Here is a 21,242-nt window from a genome sequence, read left to right as displayed (position 1 = left end):
CCAATCCATCTCTGTGGCGTTTCAGGACAGCAGACTGTCAATCTGCTGGTCGATACCTTCGGTGGACTCACGCCGATCATCGTCAAGGCTTTCATAGGCCTTCTCCAGAGCCTGGCCCAGATCCTCGATAAGGTCGTTCACATCCTCGATGCCCACAGACAGGCGAATCAACTCGTCGGTGATGCCGACCTTAAGACGTTCCTCGCGCGGCAGTTCGAAATGGGTCATACGGGCGGGCAGTTCGGCCAAGGACTCCACAGCACCGAGCGAGACCGCCAGACGGAACACGTGCAGGTTGTTCAGCACCACTGCGGGGTCCACGCCATCCTTCACCTCGAAACTCAGCACGCCGCCGGCGCCCTTGAGGCCCTTGGCTTGAAGCTCACGGTCGCCGTCCTTGCCCAATCCCGGATAGTTGACCTTCTTGACCAGCGGATGCTTCAGCAGATATTGCGCGATGGCTGCGGCGTTCCTCTGCTGGCGGTCCATTCTCAGGGCCAGCGTCTGGATGCCACGACGCACGGCATCGCATTCCGCCGGAGGCAGAATGCCGCCCAATCGGTTCTGCGCGAAGTAGATGCGGTTCGCCAGATCTTCGCTGGAGGTGACCACCAGTCCGGCGATCACATCGGAATGGCCGGCAAGATACTTGGTGGCGGAATGAATTACCACATCGGCACCGAGATCGAGCGGCTGCTGCAGATACGGGGTCACGAACGTGTTGTCCACGATCACCAGGGCACCGTACCGGTGGGCGATGGCGGCGATGCGGTTCACATCGTTGACCTGCAGGAGCGGATTGGTGATGGTCTCGAAATACACGGCCTTGGCCGGCGCGGTATCACCGTTGCCGCTGATGGCGCGTTCCAGCCGCTCGAAATCGTCGGAGGTGTTCACCGTAGTCAGGCGAAGACCCCAGCGGGTGAAATGGTCGTTCAACTGCGAGTAGCTGCCGCCGTACACGTTGTCGCCAGCGACGATGCGATCGCCCGGCTGGAAGATGGAGAGCACCGCGTGAATCGCGGCCAGACCGGATGCGAACGCGAACCCTCGCGTGCCATGCTCCAGCTGCGCGATCTGACGCTCCAGAAAATCACGTGTCGGATTGCCGCTTCGCGCGTAGTCGTAGCGCGGGGTCGCGCCCACGAAGGGGAACGTGTACGTCGAGGAATTGTAGATCGGCGGGTTCACCGCTCCCGTATCGTTGTCATGAACCGGCAGACCATGTACGAGCTGCGTGTTGAACCTTGTCATCAGTGGTATTCCCTTTCGTGTTATGTGCAGTGGTCGGATGAATCGAAATCGACGCGAATCGGATAGTCATGCGGCATGCGGCCGTGTTCTGGAAGATGGCCGCATGCATCCTCAGGCGAATGCGCCCGAAGTCAGTTGGCTGAATACATCGGCTTCGGCATGGCGCTTGATGTACTCCTCGTAGGCGATCTCGAACGCCTGGCCCAGATCCTCAATGAGGTCGGCGGCGTCCTCGATGCCCAAGGACAGACGCACCAGTTCGTCGGTGATGCCGACCTTGAGACGTTCCTCGCGCGGCAGTTCGAAATGCGTCATGCGACACGGCAGCTCGGCCAGGGACTCGACGGCGCCAAGCGAGACCGCCAGACGGAAGACATGCAGGTTGTTGAGCACATCGGCCGGGTCGACACCGGGCACCACTTCGAAGCTCAGCACACCGCCTGCGCCCTTCAAGCCCTTGGAGGCAAGACGCTGGTCGCCTGCTCCGGGCAGTCCCGGATAATGGACGGATTTGACCAGCGGATGGGCCAGCAGGTATCGGCCCACCGCGAGCGCGTTCTCCTGCTGGCGGTCCATACGCAGCGCCAACGTCTGGATGCCACGACGCACCGCATCGCATTCGGCCGGCGCCAGCACGCCGCCCAGACGGTTCTGAGCGAAATAGATACGATTGGCGAGTTCCTCGCCGGAGACGACCACCAGACCGGCGTTCACGTCGGAATGGCCTGCAAGATACTTAGTGGAGGAGTGAATCACGATATCCGCGCCAAGTGCAAGCGGCTGTTGCAGGTATGGGGTCACGAACGTGTTGTCCACGATGGACAACGCACCATACCGGTGGGCCACTGCGGAGATGCCGCGCACGTCGTTGACCTTGAGCAGCGGGTTGGTGATGGTTTCGAAGTAGACGGCTTGTGCTGGCGCGATGCCGTTCGCGGGGTCGCCCTGGACGGCTGCCGTCAGGGCTTCCAGGTCCTGCGTGTCGATGGACTCGACCTTGAGACCCCAGCGGGTGAAGAATTCGTTGAGCTGCGAGTAGGTGCCGCCGTAGATATTGTCGCCCACCACAATGCGGTCGCCCGGCTTGAAGATGGAGAGCACGGCGTGGATCGCCGCCAAGCCGGATGCGAATGCGAAGCCTCGCGTGCCCTGTTCGAGCTGGGCAATCTGACGCTCCAGGAAGTCGCGGGTAGGATTGCCGCTTCGCGCGTAGTCGTAGCGGGGCATCGCGTCGACCCTCTCGAAGGCATATGTCGTTGAGTTGTAGATCGGCGGGTTCACGGCTCCGGTGTTGTTGTCATCAACCGGCAGTCCGTGGACGAGCTGAGTGTTGAACCTGGTCATTGCGCACCTCCCCTACGGTGTCTCGTTGCGATGTTGTCGCCGTGCCTGTTATGGTCGAGGCCCCTCCTCGCTTGGCACGTCTTCGACGATAACGCAAAAACACCGGTCTTGGCAGGCCTTGGTTATACGTGTTGGTTATGGGATGCTATGGGATGCTATGGGATGCTATGGGATGCTTCGGCAGGCCTGACTAGTATGCTGCGCCGTAAGTTCGTTGATCAATTGACTACCCCTAAGTCCCGCTTCGCGGGCCAGCTCCCCTGACAAGGGGAGCCTCCAATATTCAACGAACTTACGACCCGGCTCGACTAGACTGTGGAAGCATGAAGGTTACCAAGGCTTTGACCCGTCTGAAGGGTTCGCAGACCGATCCGGTGTTCCTGTTGCTGCATGGCTGGGGTTCCAATGAATACGATCTGCCTGATCTGCTCAACTACTGTGGAGCCGGTTCCGCTGACTACGCCAGTCTGCAGGCTCCTATCGCCTATGGCATGGGATACACGTGGTTCGGCTCCTGGTCGCATGAAGGCGTTCCCGAGGGCGCTTCTCTCGATGAACAGGCACACTCCGCCGCACAGGCCATCGACGACTGGGTCGCCGCGAACATCCCTGCAGAACGACCCGTGATCACCATGGGGTTCTCGCAGGGCGGTCTGCTCGCCTGCCATATGCTGCGATTCAACCCCGAGCGCTATGCCGCAGCCGTCTCTTGTTCCGGATGGCTGGCACCCGGTCCGGTCGCAGGCGATGTCGAGTTGAAGACGCTCGATCGTCCGGTGTTCTATGGTCATGGCGCCATCGACGACATCTTCCCGGCATCCGATGTGGCTGCGATGAGCATGTTCTGGCGCGAGCACAGCCAGCTTACTGAACAAATCTATCCCGGCATGGCGCATTCGATGAACATGCCGGAGATGCGCGACATTCAGCGCTTCCTCGAATCCAACGGTTTCATCCGTCCGCAGATCTGGTAGCAGCCCCTCTGCTCCATGCACCGGCCGCTGCCCGTGAAACATCCGGTGAAACAATCATCTGGTGCTTCACGGGCGGCGTATGCCTCATTGCGCGTAATCGACGTGCGCGAATTCAGGCACTTTGTACCATTTCACCGGGTAGCCGGCACCGTGCGCGCAGAATACGGAATCCGGGGTGTTGTCCAGGTCCGATTCCGGATCGTAATGTGCGTCACGAATCACCAGATTCTCGTCATGGCATGGACGGTATCCCCCGAATGTGGCGGAGAAGCGCCCGTGTCCGTGAGTGTATTGGCTGACTTCCATCGCATAGTCACGCATCTCGGAGACGGGAGCGCTGCCGGTCACCGTGGCGTACTCGCCATCATCGGCAGGCGTGTCGAACGTGCCCGACATGCGTTGGATGTCGCTCATCGCCCGGCCAATCATGGCGCTGGGCACTTCGAGCGTAAAGCGATACCACGGTTCCAGAACACGGCAGTTGCCAGGCTTGCTGGTATCAGGCCGTTCCTCCACCGGAGTCGAAGGATGTCCCGTCACTCCCGCGTGCGCTTCCATCAATCCCTGGCGGATGGCGCGATATGTGGCCTGTCTGAAGTCTCCGCCTTCCGTGTGTTTCAGATGCGCCTTGCCGGCCACCAACGTCATACGGATATCGGTCAATGGTGCTCCGATCAGCACGCCTAAATGCTCGCGCTCGGTCAGATGGGTGAGAATCAGCCGCTGCCAGTTGCGGTCCAGGTCATTCTCGCTGACCGCCGACGATACGGTTACGCCACTGCCCGGTTCCCCCGGCTCCAGCAGGATATGAGCCTCGGCATAATGCCTAAGCGGCTCGAAATGGCCGACGCCTTCAATCGGAGCGGTGATCGTCTCACGGTAGAGGATCGATCCGGCGCCGAAATCCACATGGAGGCCGAACCGCTCGGCGAGCGTCTGCTGGATGATCTCCAATTGCACGGCACCCATCAGCTGTATGTGAATCTCCTCAAGACGGGACACCCACACCACATGCAGCAGCGGATCCTCGTCCTCGAGTTCCCTCAATGCCGTCAGCACTTTGTGCAGTGTCAGATCGTCGAATGTCGGGCGTACGGCCGGAACCTGAGGCACATCATCCTCGCCGTCATCGGCACCGGAGCCGCTCGACCGGTCACCGTCGCTCGCAGAGCCGCCGTTGTTCACTGGAGATGCCGATTCCTTCGCTTCCGTCGCGCCCGCGCCGGCAGGCAGGACCGTATAGGTCAGCACCGGCTGCAATGCCGGCGCTCCGGCATCCAGCTCCGAGCCGAGCCCTGCACCGGGAAACGTACGAGTCAGACCGGTCACCGCGCATACCGCACCAGCCGGCAGCTCGGTCACCGTTTCGAATCTGGCGCCATTGTAGACGCGCACCTGATCGATCTTCTCATGCCACTGCGTCTCGTCGGCCGCATGCTGCATCGCCGTCCCATCGGGGTCGTTGCCGCTGACGATCTCCTTGGCTTTGAGACATCCGCCGGTCACCCGCAGCCAGGTCAGTCGATTGTGCTGACCGTCATGGGCGATCTTGAACACCTTGGCTCGGAAATCCTCAGCCCAACGCGGCTCCTGCGTATAGGTTTCCATACCATCCAGCAGGTCATCCACACCATCGAGTTTCAGTGCCGATCCGAAGTACACGGGGAACAATTCCCTGTCGGCTATCATCTGACGCACTCGCCCCAAGGTCACGGAACCCATATCCAGATATTCGTCCATCGCCTGCTCGTCCAGTGTGGCGATGTCCTCGACCATATCGCCGAACTCCACCGTGGCGGCTGATGCCGATTTCCCATCATGCTGCCGTACGTCCATGGAGGGCAGCGGAACCACGGCATCGCTCAACCGTTTGCGCAACTGCCGGAGCACGGCGTCACGGTCGAAACCGGCGGCGTCGCATTTGTTGACGAAGATGAACGTGGGGACATGATAGCGTGCCAGCAGACGCCACAGCGTCTCGGTATGGCCTTGCACCCCGTCCGTGCCGGAAACGACGAGAATCGCATAGTCCAGCACCGTGAGCACGCGTTCAGTCTCCGCGGCGAAATCCACATGGCCCGGCGTATCCAGCAAGGTGAGCGCCAGCTGTCCATGCTCCACCAGCGCCTGATGCGCGAAAATCGTGATGCCTCGGGCCTTCTCCAACGTATTGGTATCGAGGAAGGCGTCACCATGATCCACGCGGCCCAGCTTGCGAATCTCGCCGGTGCGGTACAGCAACGCCTCGGACAACGTGGTCTTGCCGGCATCCACATGGGCCACAATGCCCGCCACGATTCGCTTCATTCATCCCCATTTCCGTTCGGTGCCAGCGTGACGACAGTCCCATCGACCATCCCGGCAACGCGTTGTTCGCCCCACCAATATATCCATGCAGCATGAAATCGATCTGCGCCGCGAACCGAACGCCGTGATTCCCGGCCGTTTCATGGTTCCTCTTCAGAGCCGGCAATGAGGCAACGGCCACAGCAACGTGACACATCGGCCACGCCGCCAACCATTCACGAGGGACGTGCATTCAGCGTGAGCTCGTCCCACATACCAAGAGCGCCCGGCCCAAGATGGGGACGGGCGCTCTTCTGCACCTCAGGGGCGGGCCGTCAATCGGAGAATCCGCTCAGACCGCCCACCGTTTCAGGCGCGACGGCGACGCCACACTATCAGGCTCACGCCGGCCACTGCGAGCAGAAGCACGGCGGCCGCCACTACGGCCACTGAGGAGCCGGTCTCAGTCAGCTGCTTGGACTGAGTCGGCTTGCCTGGCTGCGTCGGCTTGGTTTCAGTCGGCTTGCCGGCTTCGGCCTTGACCAGCGCGTCGCTGGCGGCCTTCAGCTCGGCTGCAGCCTTGTCCACCTCGCCCTGAGTAGCCTTGTCACCCTTGGCGAGCACGTCAGCCGCAGCCTGCTTGGCGGCGGCGAAGCGCGTCCACGAGTCGGCCGTATAGTCGGACTGCTTCTTGGCGGATGCATCGGCCGTATCCTTCTTCAGCGAGGCGATACTGTCAGCGGTCGCCGGCAGGTTCGCCGGGTCGGCAACCGACTTGAACGTGACGGTGGAGGTCACGTCATCGTCAGCATCCTTGTAGTCGTTCAGACCGTTCGCGGTAATTTCGGCGCTCTGGTCGCCATCGGCGGTGAAGTCGACGTCCACGCTGGCGGTCAGCGCGTTGTCATGCGTCTTCTGCTCGGCCTTCACGGTGTCGGTCTTGCCGGCCACGGTCAGCGAGAGCACACTGACAGAACCGGTGGCCTTCACACGAACCGTGGCCTTGCCGGTGACGGTCGCATCCTTGAGCGGCTTCCAGGTCGCACCGCCGTCAGTGGAGTATTCGGCATCGGCGACAGTCGGCTTGGGCTGATCCTTAGTGACGGCGGTGAACGCGTTCACCAGACCGGCACCGCGATATTCCTTGTTGTCGCTCTTGGCGGGGTCGGCCAGCTGAGCGTAATTGACGGCGGCCTGCTTCTTCATAAGGTCAAGCACCTGCGCAGGAGTGAAGTCGGGGTGGATGGCCTTGATAAGTGCCGCGACGCCCGCCGCGTGCGGGGAGGCCATCGACGTGCCGCTGTAGTAGGCGTAGTCACCGCCATCGATATCAGGATCGACAGTGGAGGCGATGTTGACGCCGGGTGCGGCGACATCAATCGACTCGGTGCCGTAGTTGGAGAAGCTGGCGCGCTCGTAGCTGCCGAGCTTGCCCCGTTCGGTCTCGCCTACTGCGGAGACGGTCACGACACCGGGCAGACTTGCGGGGATGTCGATGCCGTCCTTGACGTCACGGTTCTTGATGATGGACTTGCCATCGCCGTTGGCATACGGCTCACCGCTGTTCGCGTCGGCCACATCGTCCGGGCTTCCCGAATCGGGAGCGGGATCGTCCATGTTCTGATCGGAGTTGCCTGCGGCGGCGACACTGGTCACGCCCTTTGCCGTGGCGTAGGCGACGGCGCGGCGGACTGCCTCATAACCGGCGGTCTGCGTCGGATCAGACGGCACCCAGTACTCCCACGGATCGGAGTAATAGCTGTTGTTGGTCACGTCGATGCCATGCTCGGCGGACCAGACGAAACCGCAAGTGACGTATTCGGGGTACAGGAAACCGCCGTCGTTCATCGCCTTGATGGCGGCGATCTTCACGCTGGGGGCCACGCCGTCCACTCCTTTGCCGTTCGATGCGGCGGCGATGGTTCCGGCGACATGCGTACCGTGGGAGCTTGCGGTGGGACGCCACGGGTACACCTCCTGGCCGTCGACATTCACCTTCTCCTGAGAGGGGATGCCATTGACCGAGCAATCAACGGACTTGTCGAAATCGATCTGGCTGGTGCCGTCCGTGTTCTTGAAGTCCTCATGGCGGTAGTCGACACCGGAGTCGATGACGCCGACGGTGACCGGCGCAAGCGGCACATCCTTGTCAGTTACTTCCTTGGCCTTGTCGGCACCGAGGGCGAGCACGCCCCAAGCCATGTCCGCCGTGGTGTACGGGTCGGAGGCCAACGACTTCTCCTTGTCGAACTGGCCGGCGTTGCTTGGTGTGTTCAGCGAGAACGTGCTGGCCCCATCCTTGTCGATCACATCCTCGTCACCGGTCACATAGGCCTGACGCGTTGCACCGACGGAGTCGACCTTGATGCCGGCCTCAGTGGCAGCCTCGGCGTAATCCTTGGCGAAGCTCTTCGACTTCGCCTGTACGAAGAACGTGCCGAACTGCGGGTACTGGGACAGCGCCACACCGCCCAGCTTCACGGCTTCATCAACGGCAGCCTTGAGTTGCGCCTCAGTGGCGCCTTCCGGCAGGTTCACCGCATAGTTGCGCGGGTTGTCGGACGGTTCGACCGGCGAATAGACGGGTGTGGCATCAGCCGCGTACGCCACGGATCCGACCGCGCCAACGGCTACGCACGACGCTGCCATGGCGATCGCGGCGAAGCCGGATATCATTTTCTTGGTGAATGCAGATTGCTGCATGGACTTCCTCCTCTGTCACATCGACATGATTCGCACAATTCCCTTCACACGAACCCGTCGATAGCTGGCAGAATACATCCAGGTAACGTTACGATTGCGTTGCATATTCATTCAGTGAAACCCGCATGGACGCTCAAGACCGCCACCGGCGATGACACGACGGACTTGCCCGGCTTCCGCTACAATGGGCACTCGAAACAGCACACCCTGAGGAGCATGCGTGACGTATTCCGACATCAACGTTTTCGGCCGGCCTTCCCCTTCCCCGTCCGCCACGGCATCGTTCAATACCGATAAATCCGGATTCCCACGCGATTATGTGACACTTGATCTGGAAACCACCGGTTTTTATCCGAACCGTTGCGCCATCACCGAAATCGGTGCGGTCCGCGTACGGAACGGGCGAGTCATCGACCAATTCCAAGAATTGATCAATCCGTTGCGCCCCATTCCCGCGCAAATCACCGCTCTGACCGGCATCAGTGACGTCATGGTGGCCGATTGCGATCCGATTGATGAAGTGCTTCCCCGATTCATCGATTGGCTGGACGACGCTCCTGCTCTGTCTTCACCGGAGCGAATCGGCATAGAGCCGATTGTGGGGCATAACGTCAGTTTCGATCTACGTTTTCTCGATTACAATGCCCGCCATATCGCAGGTTCGTCGTTCATGTGCACCGATTACGACACCATGCAGATCAGCCGCGTCCTGTTCCCCGAACACCGGCATCATCGTCTGGCCGATCTTATCGTACGGTTCGGCATTGCCGACAATGAGGAGCATCGCGCGCTGAGCGATGCGATCCAGACACAGGAATGCTTCGAATGGATGCGCCGGTACATCCAGCAACACAATCTGGAGCATTTCGGGTGGCGTATGGTTCCCGCCAAGACCAGCGCCGATATCAGGCATCGGCAACTCGTGCTGCGCTGAACATGATTGTGGCTCCCCACAAAGGGGAGCCACAAAACGACCGCGAATCCGCAATCGCTAGAGGTCCAGCTCACTTATGAAACGAGTATTTCAGATTCCTATCTCTCCCCCAGTCGGCTTCGCCGCCAGCCCCCTCGTCAGAGGGGGCCAATACCGCTTAGACAATTGCGAGACAAACCACTAAATCACCGGGTCACAGACCGTATTCCCTGGCGATGACCGACCACAGCTCGTCTGCGGCGCGATCGACATTGTCGTTGACGATGGTCACGTCGAACTCGTTTTCGGCGGCGAGTTCCACCTTGGCGGTCTCGAGGCGTTTGTTCACTTCCGCCTCGGACTCGGTGCCACGACCCTTGAGACGGCGTACCAGCTCATCGAAGCTCGGCGGCGCGATGAACACATACACCACATCCACGCCAAGCTCCGCGGCACGCTCCTTGATACGGCGGGCACCTTGCAAATCGATTTCCAGCAAGGTGGGGACGCCTTCGGCCAGATGCTCCTGCACCGGCTTCAACGGGGTGCCGTAGCGTGCGAGGCCATGCACCAGAGCGGTTTCCAGGAACTCGCCCTTGTTCTCCTTGGCGGAGAACTCCTGGTCAGTCAGGAACCAGTAGTTGACACCATTGACTTCGCCCGGCCTCGGCTTGCGGGTAGTGGCGGACACAGACAGCCACACTCCCGGATGCTTCTTGCGCATCGCGTTCTCCACAGTGCCCTTGCCGACGCCTGCGGGTCCGGTAAGCACCACCAAGCGTCCCTTGGGCTTGTCGCCCTGGGCGACATTCGCCGAATCGACTGCCGCCGTCTCGCTGTTGGCGCTAGCGTTCTCGTTCGCGGTATTGGTTCCCATACCGTCCTTTTCCTTGTTTTCGCCTTCGTTCATGGCCTCGTACAATGCCTGACGCACGTCAAGGGCGATGGATTCGGTGGCTTGCTTCAGAGCGCTGATATCCGGACCATGAGAAGCGATGAAGCGCGATACGGTGACCAGTACGTTGCCGCGGGTACCCTTGAATACCGTCTTGAGGTCCTTGGCCTCAGCGCCTTGCCAGCCATAGCCCGGGGAGAGGATAGGACCGGTGAACTGGGAAGGATCCACACCGGAATCCTGAATCCACTGGCCGATGGTCGCGCCGATGATCAATCCGACGGATCCCATGCCCTCGATGTCCACGTTGTGCTTCTGGGCGGTCGCGGCGATGCCATAGGCGACCGTGTGGCCCTGGTAGTCGCCGGACTGGCGGATGGCCGTCTGCAGGCTCATGCCTTCAGGATTGGAGGTCAGCGATGCGACGAACACGCCGCGACCATTGTCCAGAGCCTCGGAGATAAGGCCATTGAGCGAACGTGCGCCATAGTATGGCAGCAGCGTGATGGCATCCGCCAGCATCGGGGAGTTCGGCTTGAAATACGCGTCCGCGATGGCGGAGATGGTGGTGGGCAGACCGCCGTGCAGGCAGTCCACGATGGTGATGACGCCCATCTGGCGTGCCGCATAGAGCACACGCTCGAGCGCTTCGAACCCCTTGGAGCCGTAGCGCTCGAACATAGGCGTCTGGAATTTGACCGCCGCGGCGCAGCCGCTGGCTGCCTGCAACATACGCATGGAAAACAGTTCCGCGCCTTCGGCGTCGACGTTATACCCCCAGTCGGCGAGAAGCTTCCGGTGCGGATCGATGCCCACACATAACGGCCCATATTTTGCCATAGAGTTGCTCAGACGCAAACCGAAATCGGAACGCTGCGCGTTCAACTCCTCGCTGCTGGGTGTAACCATCAGAACTCCTGTCTCTCTAATTCGAACAGCTGCTTCGAATGATCCTGGATGCTCATGATCTGATAATCATTATGCTTCACGGCCTCGATGGCGAGGAGGGCAGCCTGGAATTCAGTGACGGTGGTGAACTGGGGCAAATCCGCTGCAATTGCTGCCGCGCGGATGGAGTAGCCGTCGGAACGGGAGCCTCGGGAGTTCGGCGTGTTGAGGATCATGTCGATCTTGCCGTCCTCGATGAGCTGCACCACATTCTTGCCCACGGAACCCTCGGCATGGTGGACGACCACCGGCGCATCCGGATCTGAGTCCACACGGGTGCTGATCTTGTCCACGACATTGGAATCGATGCCGTAGCGGCGCAGCACGGATGCGGTGCCCTCGGTGGCCCAGATCTTGAAGCCGAGTTCTTCAAGGCGCACGGCGATCAGCGGCAGCTGACGCTTGTCGGTGTCGTTCACGGAGATGAACACGTTGCCGTGGGTCGGCAGGCCACCGTCATATGCCGCAAGCTGGCTCTTGGCGAACGCGTGCGGGAAGTCGCGGTCGAAGCCCATGACCTCGCCGGTGGAGCGCATCTCAGGTCCGAGCAGGATGTCCACGGTCTTGCCGACCGGGGTGCGGAATCGCTTGAACGGCATCACGGATTCCTTGACCGCCACCTGCTGGCCGCGGTGCATCACGCCGCCGTCGCCCTTGGGCAGCAACAGACCGTTCTTGCGCTGGTCGGCGATGGTCTCGCCGGCCATGATGCGCGCAGCGGCCTTGGCCAGCGCCACACCGGTCGCCTTGGAAGCGAACGGCACCGTGCGGGATGCGCGCGGGTTGGCTTCGATGACATACAGCGTATTGGCCATGAACGCATACTGGACGTTGATCAGGCCCTGCACATGGCAGCCCTTGGCGATGGCATATGTGCCCTCACGCAGGCGGCGGATCTGGTCGTCGGACAGGGTGGACGGGGGCAGCGTGCATGCGGCGTCGCCGGAGTGCACGCCGGCTTCCTCGACGTGCTCCATGATGCCGCCGATGTACAGTTCCTCGCCGTCGAACAGCGCATCGACATCGATTTCGATGGCGTCCTGCAGGAACTTGTCGATCAACAGCGGGGATGGCAGACGGCCGGATACGACGGTGTCGGCCTTGGCTTCGGCCAGCGCGCGATCCACGTACTTGGTGAGCTGCTTGTCGTCGTAGACGATTTCCATACCGCGTCCGCCGAGTACGTAGCTCGGGCGCACGAGCACCGGGTAGCCGATGCGGTGGGCGGCGTCCATGGCCTCTTCGAGGCTCAGGGCGGTGCCGTAACGCGGGGCGTTCATCTCCGCCTTCTTCAGGACCTCGCCGAAAAGTTCACGGTTTTCGGCCAAGTCGATGGATTCCGGCGTGGTGCCGAGAATCGGCACACCGGCGGCCTTCAGACGCGCCGCCAGGGAGAGCGGGGTCTGACCGCCGAGCTGCACGATGACGCCCTTGACCGGGCCCATCTTCTTTTCGGCCTCGTAGATCTCGAGCACGTCTTCGAAGGTGAGCGGCTCGAAATACAGGCGGTCGGACATGTCGTAGTCGGTGGACACGGTCTCCGGGTTGCAGTTGACCATGATCGTGTCATAGTCCTTGCCGAGCTCCTGCACCGCGTGCACGCAGGTGTAGTCGAACTCGATGCCCTGGCCGATGCGGTTCGGGCCGGAGCCGAGGATGATCACGGCCTCGCGTTCGCGCGGACGCAACTCGGTCTCGTCTGCGTAGCAGGAGTAGTAGTACGGCGTGGCCGCATCGAATTCGGCAGCGCAGGTGTCCACGGTCTTGTAGACCGGACGGATGCCGTAGTTCCAGCGCAGCTCGCGGACGGTGTTCTCTCCCCCGTCGCCAAGGCCGCGCAGATGTGCGATCTGCACATCGGACAGGCCGGCGAGCTTGGCCTTCTTCAGGAGCTTCGGGGTCAGGGTCTCGGCCTCGCGGACGGTCATGGCCATGTCGTTGATCAGCATGATCTGCTTCAGGAACCACGGGTCGATCTTGGTGGCCGCATACAGCTGCTCGATGGTGGCGCCGCCCCAGATGGCGCGCATAAGCTGCAGATAGCGGTGCTCAGTAGGCACCTTGACCTGTTCGAGCAGCTCAGCGACCTCCTCGGCGGACGGTTGCTCACCGTCCCAGTTGAAGCCCATGTGACGCTTGTCGATGGAGCGCATGGCCTTGCCCAGGGACTCCTGGAAGTTGCCGGCCAGTGCCATCGCCTCGCCTACGGACTTCATCGAAGTGGTCAGGGTCGGGTCGGCGCCCGGGAACTTCTCGAAGGCGAAGCGCGGCACCTTGGTGACGACGTAGTCGATGGTCGGCTCGAAGGAGGCCGGCGTGGACTGCGTAATGTCGTTGCGGATCTCGTCGAGCGTGTATCCGAGGGCCAGCTTGGTGGCAATCTTGGCAATCGGGAAGCCGGTGGCCTTGGACGCCAGCGCGGAGGAGCGGGAGACGCGCGGATTCATCTCGATGACGATGATGCGGCCGGTCTTGGGATGTACGGCGAACTGGATGTTGCAGCCGCCGGTGTCCACGCCCACACCGCGGATGATGGCGATGCCGATGTCGCGCAGCTTCTGGTATTCGCGATCGGTCAGGGTGAAGCATGGCGCCACGGTGATGGAGTCACCGGTGTGCACGCCGACCGGGTCGACGTTCTCAATAGGGCAGACGACCACTACGTTGTCGTTGCGGTCGCGCATGAGCTCGAGCTCGAATTCCTTCCAGCCTTCGATGCCTTCCTCGATGAGTACTTCGTCAGTCGGCGAATAGTGGATGCCCGCGCCGGCGATGCGGTGCAGCTCCTCCTCGTCGTGCGCGATGCCGGAGCCGAGGCCGCCCATCGTGAAGCTCGGGCGCACGACCAGCGGGTAGCCGAGCTCCTCGGCGATGCGGTCGCATTCCTCAAGGCTGTGAGCGATGCGGGAGCGCGCGGATTCGGCGCCCGCCTCATCAACGACCTTCTTGAAGAGCTCTCGGTCCTCGCCTCGATCGATAGCCTCGAGGGAGGCACCGATCAGCTCGACGTTGTACTTCTTGAGCACACCCGCCTCGCCTAGGGCCATGGCGGCGTTGAGCGCGGTCTGGCCGCCCAGGGTCGGCAGCAATGCGTCAGGGCGTTCCTTGGCGATGATCTGCTCGAGAATGGGGGTGGCGATCGGTTCGATATAGGTGGCGTCGGCCATCTCAGGATCGGTCATGATGGTGGCCGGGTTTGAGTTGACGAGGATGACACGGATGCCTTCCTCACGCAGGACGCGGCATGCCTGGGTGCCCGAGTAATCGAACTCCGCGGCCTGACCGATCACGATCGGGCCGGAGCCGATGACCATCACGGATTTGATGTCGGTGCGCTTCGGCATATCACTTACCTTCCTTGGAATCGTTGTTGACATTAGCGCGAGCGTCGCGCGGGTTGTTCTTCATAAGATCGCAGAAACGATCGAACAGGTATGCCGCGTCGTGCGGACCTGCTGCCGCCTCCGGGTGGTACTGGACGGAGAACGCGGGGATGTCCACGCACTGCAGGCCCTCGACCACGTCGTCGTTCAAATCGATGTGGCTGACGAACACCTTGCCGTATTTGCCATCCTCGAACGGCGCGTCCACCGTCTTGCCGATTGGGGCATCGACTGCGAAGCCATGGTTGTGGGCGGTGACCTCGACCTTGCCGGTGGTCACGTCCTTGACCGGCTGGTTGATGCCACGGTGACCGAACTTGAGCTTGTAGGTACCGAATCCGAGCGCCCGTCCCAGCAGCTGGTTACCGAAGCAGATGCCGAAGAACGGGTATCCGGCGTCCAGCACCTTGCGGAGCAACTCAATCTCGGGGCCGGCCTGCTCCGGGTCACCCGGGCCGTTGGAGAAGAACACGCCATCGGGGTTCAGTGCCTCGATCTGTTCGAAGGTGGTGGTGGAGGGGACCACATGCACGCGGCAGCCGCGTTCGGCCATACGGTGCGGGGTCATGCCCTTGATGCCGAGATCCACTGCGGCGACGGTGTACAGCGGTTCCTTGCCTTCGTATTCGCCACACGGCTCGATGGTGTACATCTCCTTGGTGGAGACCTCGTCGTACAGGCTCAGGCCTTGCATCTGAGGAGTGGCTTTGACGTCTTCGAGCAGACTGGCCACATCGCGAAGCCGGCCTGTGCCGCCATCGACCAGCGCCTCACCGGAGAAGATGCCGGCGCGCATCACACCTGCCGAACGCAGGTGACGCACCAGCTTGCGGGTGTCGATGTGGCTCAGCGAAACGATGTCGTTCCTCTTGAGGTCATCGTCCAGGCTGCCTTCGGCGCGCCAGTTGCTCACATTCGGCGAGGGGTCGCGCACCACATAGCCGGCGACCCAGATGCGCGAGGACTCGGGGTCCTCGTCATTGACGCCGGTGTCCCCGATGTGCGGGAAGGTCTGAACGACGATCTGTCGATCGTAGCTGGGATCGGTGAGCGTCTCCTGGTATCCGGTCATGCCGGTGGCGAAGACGATCTCACCGGTCGTCTTGCCCAAGGCGCCGTAAGGCTCCCCCACATATACCTGTCCGTCTTCCAAAACAAGAACAGCATCGTCCTTGTCATACATGGGAATATCGACGGTTCCGGACTCATTCTGGCTCACCAAAACCCCCTTATGCTTCTTTCGGGTATTCGTACCAAGGTTATAGGCCAGCGAAGACTCACACGCCGCATTCTCGCAACGGCGTGAGTTGCTGCATTCGGTCCTGTTCCTGCTGGCGGGGAATCGGGACCGCCCATAAAAAAGCCTCCCCCAATGGGGAGGCTGTAACACAATGACTATTCCACCGTCTGCTGAGGTTCAGCGGACGGCGTCGCGGCGTCGACGGCATCGGAAGGACTGGAGGAATCACCGGAGTCCAGTGTTTCGACGGACTCCGGGGACGTGCCGTCTTCCGACTGATCGTCCATCTCGGCGACCTCTTCTTCCGCGTTCGCGGCTATTTCGGCGTTGTCCCTAGCTGTGCACACCGCCGAGAGCAGTCCGTGGATGAAGGCCGGGGCGTCATCATCGCACAGGGTCTTGGCCAATGCCAAAGCCTCGTCGATGGCCACCTTGTCAGGCACCTCGTCGTTGAACAGAATCTCCCACGTGGCGATGCGCAGGATATTGCGATCCACCACGCCCATGCGCCTGACCGTCCAACCCGTCGAGCATTCGTTCAGGGTCCGGTCGATTTCACGACGGTGCTCGGCCACACCACGAACGATTTCGATGGCGTAATCGGGAAGCGGGGTCTGGGCGCCTGGCTGGGCGATGCGCTCATCGAGCAGAGATAGGATGTCCTGGCTCTTTTCATCTGCCTCATACAGGGTGTTCAACGCCCTCTTGCGCGCGGTGGAACGTGCCATACTGCTGTCAATCCTCCAGTATCGGGGAAGAATCAGTTCTCGCGGCCGGTGTAGGAGCCGTCTTCGGTGTTGATCTTGACGCGGTCGCCCTCGTTGATGAACAGCGGCACCTGGATTTCGGCGCCGGTCTCGACGGTGGCCGGCTTCGTGCCGGCGTTGGAGCGGTTGCCCTGCAGGCCCGGCTCGGTGTGAGTGACGGTCAGGACCACGGAACCCGGCAGTTCGACGTTCAGCGGGGTGCCATCGTGGAAGGAGACGATGCAGTCGGTGCCTTCGAGCAGGAACTTGGCCTTGTCGCCCACCAGAGCCTGCGGCACATAGATCTGGTCGTAAGTGTCCATGTCCATGAACACGAAGTTGTCGCCGTCCTCGTAGGAGTACTGGAGCGTACGGTTGTCCACGGTCTCGAATTCGATCTTCATGCCGGCGTTGAAGGTCTTGTCCACGATCTTGCCGGAGAGCACGTTCTTGATGGTGGTGCGCACGAAAGCGGGGCCCTTGCCCGGCTTGACGTGCTGGAACTTCATGACAGTCCACAGCTGGCCGTCCAGGTTCAGAACAGAACCGTTCTTGATGTCGTTGGTAGTCTGTGCCACGTTATTCACCTGTTTTCAAATTCAAACTTCTAGGGCAATGCCCAAAATTGCCTTGGCAATTATGCCACAACCGGTATACAGCGCAAGAACCGTCGCGTTCACCGCGTGCCAACAGTGCCCGGGATCACGGATGGCGCCCTGAGACATCGCCCTCCGGATTGCCCTCCAGGTCACCCTCTGAATCGTCCTCCAGGTCGTCCTTCCCGATTGCCCTCCGGACCATCCTCCAGATCCCCCTTCCCGATTGCCCTCCAGGTCGTCCTCCGGATTGTCCTCCAACGGACTGCAGAAGACCGTATGTTCGCGTCTCGACGGCATAGTCGCGAACTTACGGTCCTTTCTAGCCTCTCAACAGGCTGTATGTGCGCGGCGGTCTCGTCAAGACGCGAACATACAGCCATTCCGCGCCTCTCAACAGGCTGTATGTGCGCGGCGCACTCGTCAAGACGCGCACATACAGCCTGTTGGGCGTCGAGCACCCCGGCGCACACCTGTCGTACACCTCAGAACGCCCGCCTAAACCGAAAAACAGCCGATGCCAGCAGCTTGACACGAGCGCCATGCTGAGCGTCATACGCTCCGACCACACAAAACTGCACAACCATGCGCAAAGCCGCACAACAGCGGATGAGTTATCCACATTATCCTGTCTGAAACTGAAGCTGGAACCACATACCCTGAATCCGCTTGCCTTGGCACATGCGTTCGAGCAACCATGGCTGTATGAGAACACATATCGAACTTGATGCGCTCTGCGACGACGCCGAACGCAACCAGCGCTGCTTCTACCCCACGTCCAACGCCTTGCGACAAGCCACATACGTCCGACTCCGCAATGGTTATCTGGTGCGCCCGTATCGAAACGTCTACGCCCGCTCCTCATATTGGGGCAATTTGAATCCCGCTGAACGCTCGCGGCATATCATCCGTACACTATCCCGGCAATTCCCGAACCGTGTTTTCGCCGGGCTCAGTGCGGCATCGATGCTGCATCTCGAATACGGCTGGAACCTGCATAACACGGGATCCATATTCATTGTGTCATCCACCGGCAGCCCCAAGCGAACATATCGGAAGCTACAGCGAATCAGCATGACCAACCCGCCCGTTTCGACGGTGCTGCAATATCGGCATAACAAGGGCCTTGGAAGCAAATTGATGCAAGGCTCATTAACCTTGGAATCATGCGGGACGCAAGACCCAGCATCCACGGGGATGACGCAGACCGCAATACCCGGTGTCAGACAACACGACATCACCGACATGGTCCGCATAACCTCACCAGCGAGGACCTTGGTCGATTGCGCAACCCGATATCCTTTTGTCCAAACCCTCCCGATGTTCGACTCGGCGATGCGCAACCATCTGGTCACAGCGCAGGAGGTATTAGACATCTGCGACGGAATGCGCATGGATTGCGGCAGCGTCATGCGACTGCTCCATTATGCGAATCCGCTGAGCGAAAACGGCGGCGAATCATTCTGCAGGGCGGTGATCATCGAAGAGGGATTCGCTACGCCGCAACTCCAGCATGTATTCACCGACACCGATTCCTCCTGGATGAAGTACCGTGTGGATTTCATATGGCACACGGAGGATGGGCGCATCATCGTGCTGGAATACGATGGCGCGGCAAAATACACCGATCCGGCAATGACCAACGGCAACAACGTGCATACCGTGGTCCAGGCAGAACGAGATCGCGAGGATGCGCTGAGACGAGCCGGAGTGACTGCGATCATCCGCACGAATTATCAGGAAGCGGCCCAACGGGCTCCGCTCATACGCAAGCTCATCGATGCACGAGTCCCCACGGTCGGCATGAATGCGCGGTATGAGCACGCAACCGATGTGACCGGACGCGAACTGTAGCGGCCTGCAATGCGCCTCGAGCAACGGGGCTTCGAGCCTGCACCCGACCGGCAGAGGCTGTATGTTCGCGTCTCGACGGCATAGTCGCGAACTTACGGTCTTTTCCGGCCTTCCAACAGGCTGTATGTGCGCGGCGCACTCGTCAAGACGCGAACATACAGCCATTCCGCGCCTCTCAACAAACCGTATGTGCGCGGCGCTCACGTCGAGACGCGAACATGCAGCCCGTTGCGCCCGGATAAGGACCAGGTATCGCAGCAAGCTTCTGCAGCAGCTAGGATGATAACGCAACCATTATTGGAAGCGCATGGGACCAAGCAAAGGACCGTGATCATGATGGACAATGCAGCACGCCGCAGCGAACAGCTCCCCTACCACTATGACGACCCCAGCATTATGGGCGGTCAGCTCGAGTATCAGGAGAAGCTCTGGGAGTTCAACCAGACCCATCCCACCGATCAGGCCGGCAAGCAACGGCTGCTCAAGGAGATGTTCGCTGAAATCGGCGAGGGCTGCCACGTAGAGACTCCGGCACACGCCAACTGGGGATTCCATCATGTGCACATGGGCAAGGGCGTCTACTGTAACGTGAACTTCACCTGCGTGGACGACGCCGACATCACCATCGGCGACTGGTGCATGTTCGGCCCGAACGTGGTCATCGCCACCGCAGGTCACCCGGTACTGCCCATCCTGCGCGAACATCATTACGTGTATGCGATTCCCGTCGTCATCGGGCGCAACGTATGGGTCGGCGCGAATGTGACCATCCTGCCAGGCGTCACCATCGGCGACAACACCGTGATTGGCGCCGGCTCGGTCGTCACCCACGACATCCCCGCGGACTCGGTCGCCTACGGCGCGCCCTGCCAGGTGGTACGCCCCATCGGCGAACAGGACCGTGAATACTACTTCAAGCGCCGCAAGCTTGACGTTTGGGAGTGATCCGGCGAGACAGGCCACGGCAAAAGCCCGCCACGCCACGCCTGCGCATCAGATCCGCGTATCAGATCCACGCCAGCACCGCAACCCTTTCATGATTCCGCCCGAACTACTCAAACCCTGCTTGACATATCGAATTTCGATATAATAGTATTGAAATACAATCGAACCCACGGATGGGTCGGTTCGGCAGGAAAAGCACGGCAACACACGCACGGCGGCACGGGCACAGCCAAGAAACACGGCAACACAAACGCCATCAGGAAAGGGCGGTCATCATGGGCGCGCTGAGTCATCCCAACCATCCCAACAATTCGGACCATCCAACCGGGTCGCCGCCCGGGACCCCGGCAGTCCCGGGCGACGACGTCGAGAACACCCCCGAGGACGCCGCGATGTGGCAGGAGTACCACCCCACGGCGATCGCGGTGCTCAAGGGGTTCATCGTGCTCTTCGAGCTGATATGCCTGTGGGGGCAGTACGTCATCTATATGATGGCCGGCGACGTGGTCGCGCTGTATCCCGAGACCGCGCCGGCCCGCTGGCCGTACACCATCGCCGGAATCCTAGGGGTCGCATGCTTCGAAGTGGCATTGATCCCCCTATGGAGGCTCCTGGATCTGGTCAAGCGCCGCGACGTGTTCTCCGGCAAGGCGGTATGGTGGACGAATGCGACCATCGTCTGCGCGGCGGCCGAAGGAGCCCTCGTGCTGTTCGTGCTGCTGTTCGGCCTGTTCGCCGACTTCCAGTACTGCGACCCAACCAGCGGCGACTGCTTCAACGCCTCGATGACCATGCCGGCGGTCGGCCTGGCATGTCTGGTGGCGCTGCTGCTCATCGCCGCGTTCATCCTGCTGATGCTGGTGATGCGCTCGCTGCTCAGCGCCGCCATCGCACAGCGCAGCGAGCTTGAGGCGGTGATCTGAATGGCGATCCGCATCAATCTCGACGTGATGCTGGCCAAGCGCAAGATGGGCGTGGGTGAGCTGGCCGACCGCATCAATATCACGCCGGCCAACGTATCGATTCTGAAGAACGGCCGCGCCAAGGCGATTCGGTTCTCCACGCTCGATCAGATCTGCAAGGTGCTGGATTGCCAGCCCGGCGACATCCTCGAGTTCGTGGATGAAGGACGATAGCCAACGAGTAACCGACACACGGCAC

The 21,242-nt window shown here is 61.0% G+C and carries 15 protein-coding genes and 1 pseudogene; 6 read left to right on the top strand and 10 right to left on the bottom strand.

The window, feature by feature from the left end; translation table 11 throughout:
• Window positions 1-21: 21 nt before the first annotated feature.
• Together BREU_RS04085 and BREU_RS04080 are read right to left on the bottom strand one after the other, a co-directional pair.
• Window positions 22-1,254: a trans-sulfuration enzyme family protein gene (locus BREU_RS04085; RefSeq protein ID WP_044090049.1), complete on the bottom strand. Its 1,233-nt coding sequence runs from the start codon at window positions 1,252-1,254 to the stop codon at window positions 22-24.
• A 111-nt stretch (window positions 1,255-1,365) separates the two neighbouring features.
• Window positions 1,366-2,598, bottom strand: coding sequence for a trans-sulfuration enzyme family protein (locus BREU_RS04080; RefSeq protein ID WP_044090051.1), 1,233 nt, complete (start codon window positions 2,596-2,598; stop codon window positions 1,366-1,368).
• 323 nt (window positions 2,599-2,921) lie between these two features.
• Between BREU_RS04080 and BREU_RS04075 the strand changes: the two genes are divergently transcribed.
• Window positions 2,922-3,572: an alpha/beta hydrolase gene (locus tag BREU_RS04075; protein ID WP_044090052.1), complete on the top strand. Its 651-nt coding sequence runs from the start codon at window positions 2,922-2,924 to the stop codon at window positions 3,570-3,572.
• 84 nt (window positions 3,573-3,656) lie between these two features.
• Here the strand turns inward: BREU_RS04075 and BREU_RS04070 are convergent, their stop codons facing one another.
• Window positions 3,657-5,879: an elongation factor G gene (locus BREU_RS04070; protein ID WP_044090053.1), complete on the bottom strand. Its 2,223-nt coding sequence runs from the start codon at window positions 5,877-5,879 to the stop codon at window positions 3,657-3,659.
• 348 nt (window positions 5,880-6,227) lie between these two features.
• Window positions 6,228-8,561 carry a S8 family serine peptidase gene (locus BREU_RS04065; protein ID WP_052382019.1) on the bottom strand — a complete coding sequence of 778 codons (2,334 nt, stop codon included), beginning with the start codon at window positions 8,559-8,561 and terminating at the stop codon, window positions 6,228-6,230.
• A gap of 220 nt (window positions 8,562-8,781) precedes the next feature.
• On the opposite strand from BREU_RS04065, the gene BREU_RS04060 reads away from it, so the two are divergent.
• A complete protein-coding gene (locus BREU_RS04060; protein WP_044090054.1) occupies window positions 8,782-9,495 on the top strand; it encodes a 3'-5' exonuclease in 714 nt (237 codons plus the stop codon).
• A gap of 193 nt (window positions 9,496-9,688) precedes the next feature.
• Here BREU_RS04060 and gmk read toward each other — a convergent pair whose 3' ends face one another.
• From gmk to efp, 6 genes and pseudogenes are all read right to left on the bottom strand, one after another.
• Window positions 9,689-10,351: a guanylate kinase gene (gene gmk / locus BREU_RS12310; RefSeq protein WP_238567000.1), complete on the bottom strand. Its 663-nt coding sequence runs from the start codon at window positions 10,349-10,351 to the stop codon at window positions 9,689-9,691.
• A gap of 9 nt (window positions 10,352-10,360) precedes the next feature.
• A pseudogene (gene pyrF / locus BREU_RS12305) lies at window positions 10,361-11,278 on the bottom strand (orotidine-5'-phosphate decarboxylase); the annotation flags it as partial.
• Complete coding sequence (carB, locus tag BREU_RS04050; RefSeq protein ID WP_044090055.1) at window positions 11,278-14,661, bottom strand: carbamoyl-phosphate synthase large subunit; 3,384 nt, start codon at window positions 14,659-14,661, stop codon at window positions 11,278-11,280. The gene carB and the pseudogene pyrF, both read right to left, overlap by 1 nt.
• Before the next feature lies 1 nt (window position 14,662).
• Window positions 14,663-15,883, bottom strand: coding sequence for a glutamine-hydrolyzing carbamoyl-phosphate synthase small subunit (carA, locus tag BREU_RS04045; protein WP_044090079.1), 1,221 nt, complete (start codon window positions 15,881-15,883; stop codon window positions 14,663-14,665).
• 212 nt (window positions 15,884-16,095) lie between these two features.
• Complete coding sequence (nusB, locus tag BREU_RS04040) at window positions 16,096-16,668, bottom strand: transcription antitermination factor NusB (RefSeq protein WP_044090056.1); 573 nt, start codon at window positions 16,666-16,668, stop codon at window positions 16,096-16,098.
• 32 nt (window positions 16,669-16,700) lie between these two features.
• Window positions 16,701-17,264, bottom strand: a complete 564-nt coding sequence (gene efp, locus BREU_RS04035; RefSeq protein ID WP_044090080.1) for an elongation factor P — start codon at window positions 17,262-17,264, stop codon at window positions 16,701-16,703.
• Window positions 17,265-18,674: 1,410 nt separating this feature from the next.
• Between efp and BREU_RS12300 the strand changes: the two genes are divergently transcribed.
• From BREU_RS12300 to BREU_RS04015, 4 genes are all read left to right on the top strand, one after another.
• Window positions 18,675-19,136, top strand: coding sequence for a hypothetical protein (locus tag BREU_RS12300; protein ID WP_238566996.1), 462 nt, complete (start codon window positions 18,675-18,677; stop codon window positions 19,134-19,136).
• Between the two features lie 333 nt (window positions 19,137-19,469).
• On the top strand, window positions 19,470-20,081 hold the full coding sequence (locus BREU_RS04025; RefSeq protein ID WP_202962215.1) for a sugar O-acetyltransferase: 612 nt from the start codon (window positions 19,470-19,472) through the stop codon (window positions 20,079-20,081).
• Window positions 20,082-20,356: 275 nt separating this feature from the next.
• Window positions 20,357-21,004: a DUF2975 domain-containing protein gene (locus BREU_RS04020; protein ID WP_052382017.1), complete on the top strand. Its 648-nt coding sequence runs from the start codon at window positions 20,357-20,359 to the stop codon at window positions 21,002-21,004.
• Window positions 21,005-21,217 carry a helix-turn-helix domain-containing protein gene (locus BREU_RS04015; RefSeq protein ID WP_044090058.1) on the top strand — a complete coding sequence of 71 codons (213 nt, stop codon included), beginning with the start codon at window positions 21,005-21,007 and terminating at the stop codon, window positions 21,215-21,217. It abuts the gene before it with no gap.
• The last annotated feature ends 25 nt before the right edge of the window (window positions 21,218-21,242 follow it).

Origin of the sequence: Bifidobacterium reuteri DSM 23975 (assembly GCF_000741695.1) — a bacterium.
Taxonomy (GTDB): domain Bacteria; phylum Actinomycetota; class Actinomycetes; order Actinomycetales; family Bifidobacteriaceae; genus Bifidobacterium; species Bifidobacterium reuteri.
This window is presented reverse-complemented; position numbering and strand designations above follow the sequence as displayed.

What these genes read in the sequence shown, in the direction of transcription:
- BREU_RS04020 (WP_052382017.1), top strand. Translation starts at nt 20,357, where the DNA reads ATGGGCGCGCTGAGTCATCCCAACCATCCCAACAATTCGGACCATCCA.
- nusB (WP_044090056.1), bottom strand. Translation starts at nt 16,668, where the DNA reads ATGGCACGTTCCACCGCGCGCAAGAGGGCGTTGAACACCCTGTATGAG.
- BREU_RS04025 (WP_202962215.1), top strand. Translation starts at nt 19,470, where the DNA reads ATGATGGACAATGCAGCACGCCGCAGCGAACAGCTCCCCTACCACTAT.
- BREU_RS12300 (WP_238566996.1), top strand. Translation starts at nt 18,675, where the DNA reads ATGGATTGCGGCAGCGTCATGCGACTGCTCCATTATGCGAATCCGCTG.
- BREU_RS04070 (WP_044090053.1), bottom strand. Translation starts at nt 5,879, where the DNA reads ATGAAGCGAATCGTGGCGGGCATTGTGGCCCATGTGGATGCCGGCAAG.
- carB (WP_044090055.1), bottom strand. Translation starts at nt 14,661, where the DNA reads ATGCCGAAGCGCACCGACATCAAATCCGTGATGGTCATCGGCTCCGGC.
- BREU_RS04015 (WP_044090058.1), top strand. Translation starts at nt 21,005, where the DNA reads ATGGCGATCCGCATCAATCTCGACGTGATGCTGGCCAAGCGCAAGATG.
- gmk (WP_238567000.1), bottom strand. Translation starts at nt 10,351, where the DNA reads ATGGGAACCAATACCGCGAACGAGAACGCTAGCGCCAACAGCGAGACG.
- carA (WP_044090079.1), bottom strand. Translation starts at nt 15,883, where the DNA reads ATGTATGACAAGGACGATGCTGTTCTTGTTTTGGAAGACGGACAGGTA.
- BREU_RS04080 (WP_044090051.1), bottom strand. Translation starts at nt 2,598, where the DNA reads ATGACCAGGTTCAACACTCAGCTCGTCCACGGACTGCCGGTTGATGAC.
- BREU_RS04065 (WP_052382019.1), bottom strand. Translation starts at nt 8,561, where the DNA reads ATGCAGCAATCTGCATTCACCAAGAAAATGATATCCGGCTTCGCCGCG.
- BREU_RS04075 (WP_044090052.1), top strand. Translation starts at nt 2,922, where the DNA reads ATGAAGGTTACCAAGGCTTTGACCCGTCTGAAGGGTTCGCAGACCGAT.
- BREU_RS04085 (WP_044090049.1), bottom strand. Translation starts at nt 1,254, where the DNA reads ATGACAAGGTTCAACACGCAGCTCGTACATGGTCTGCCGGTTCATGAC.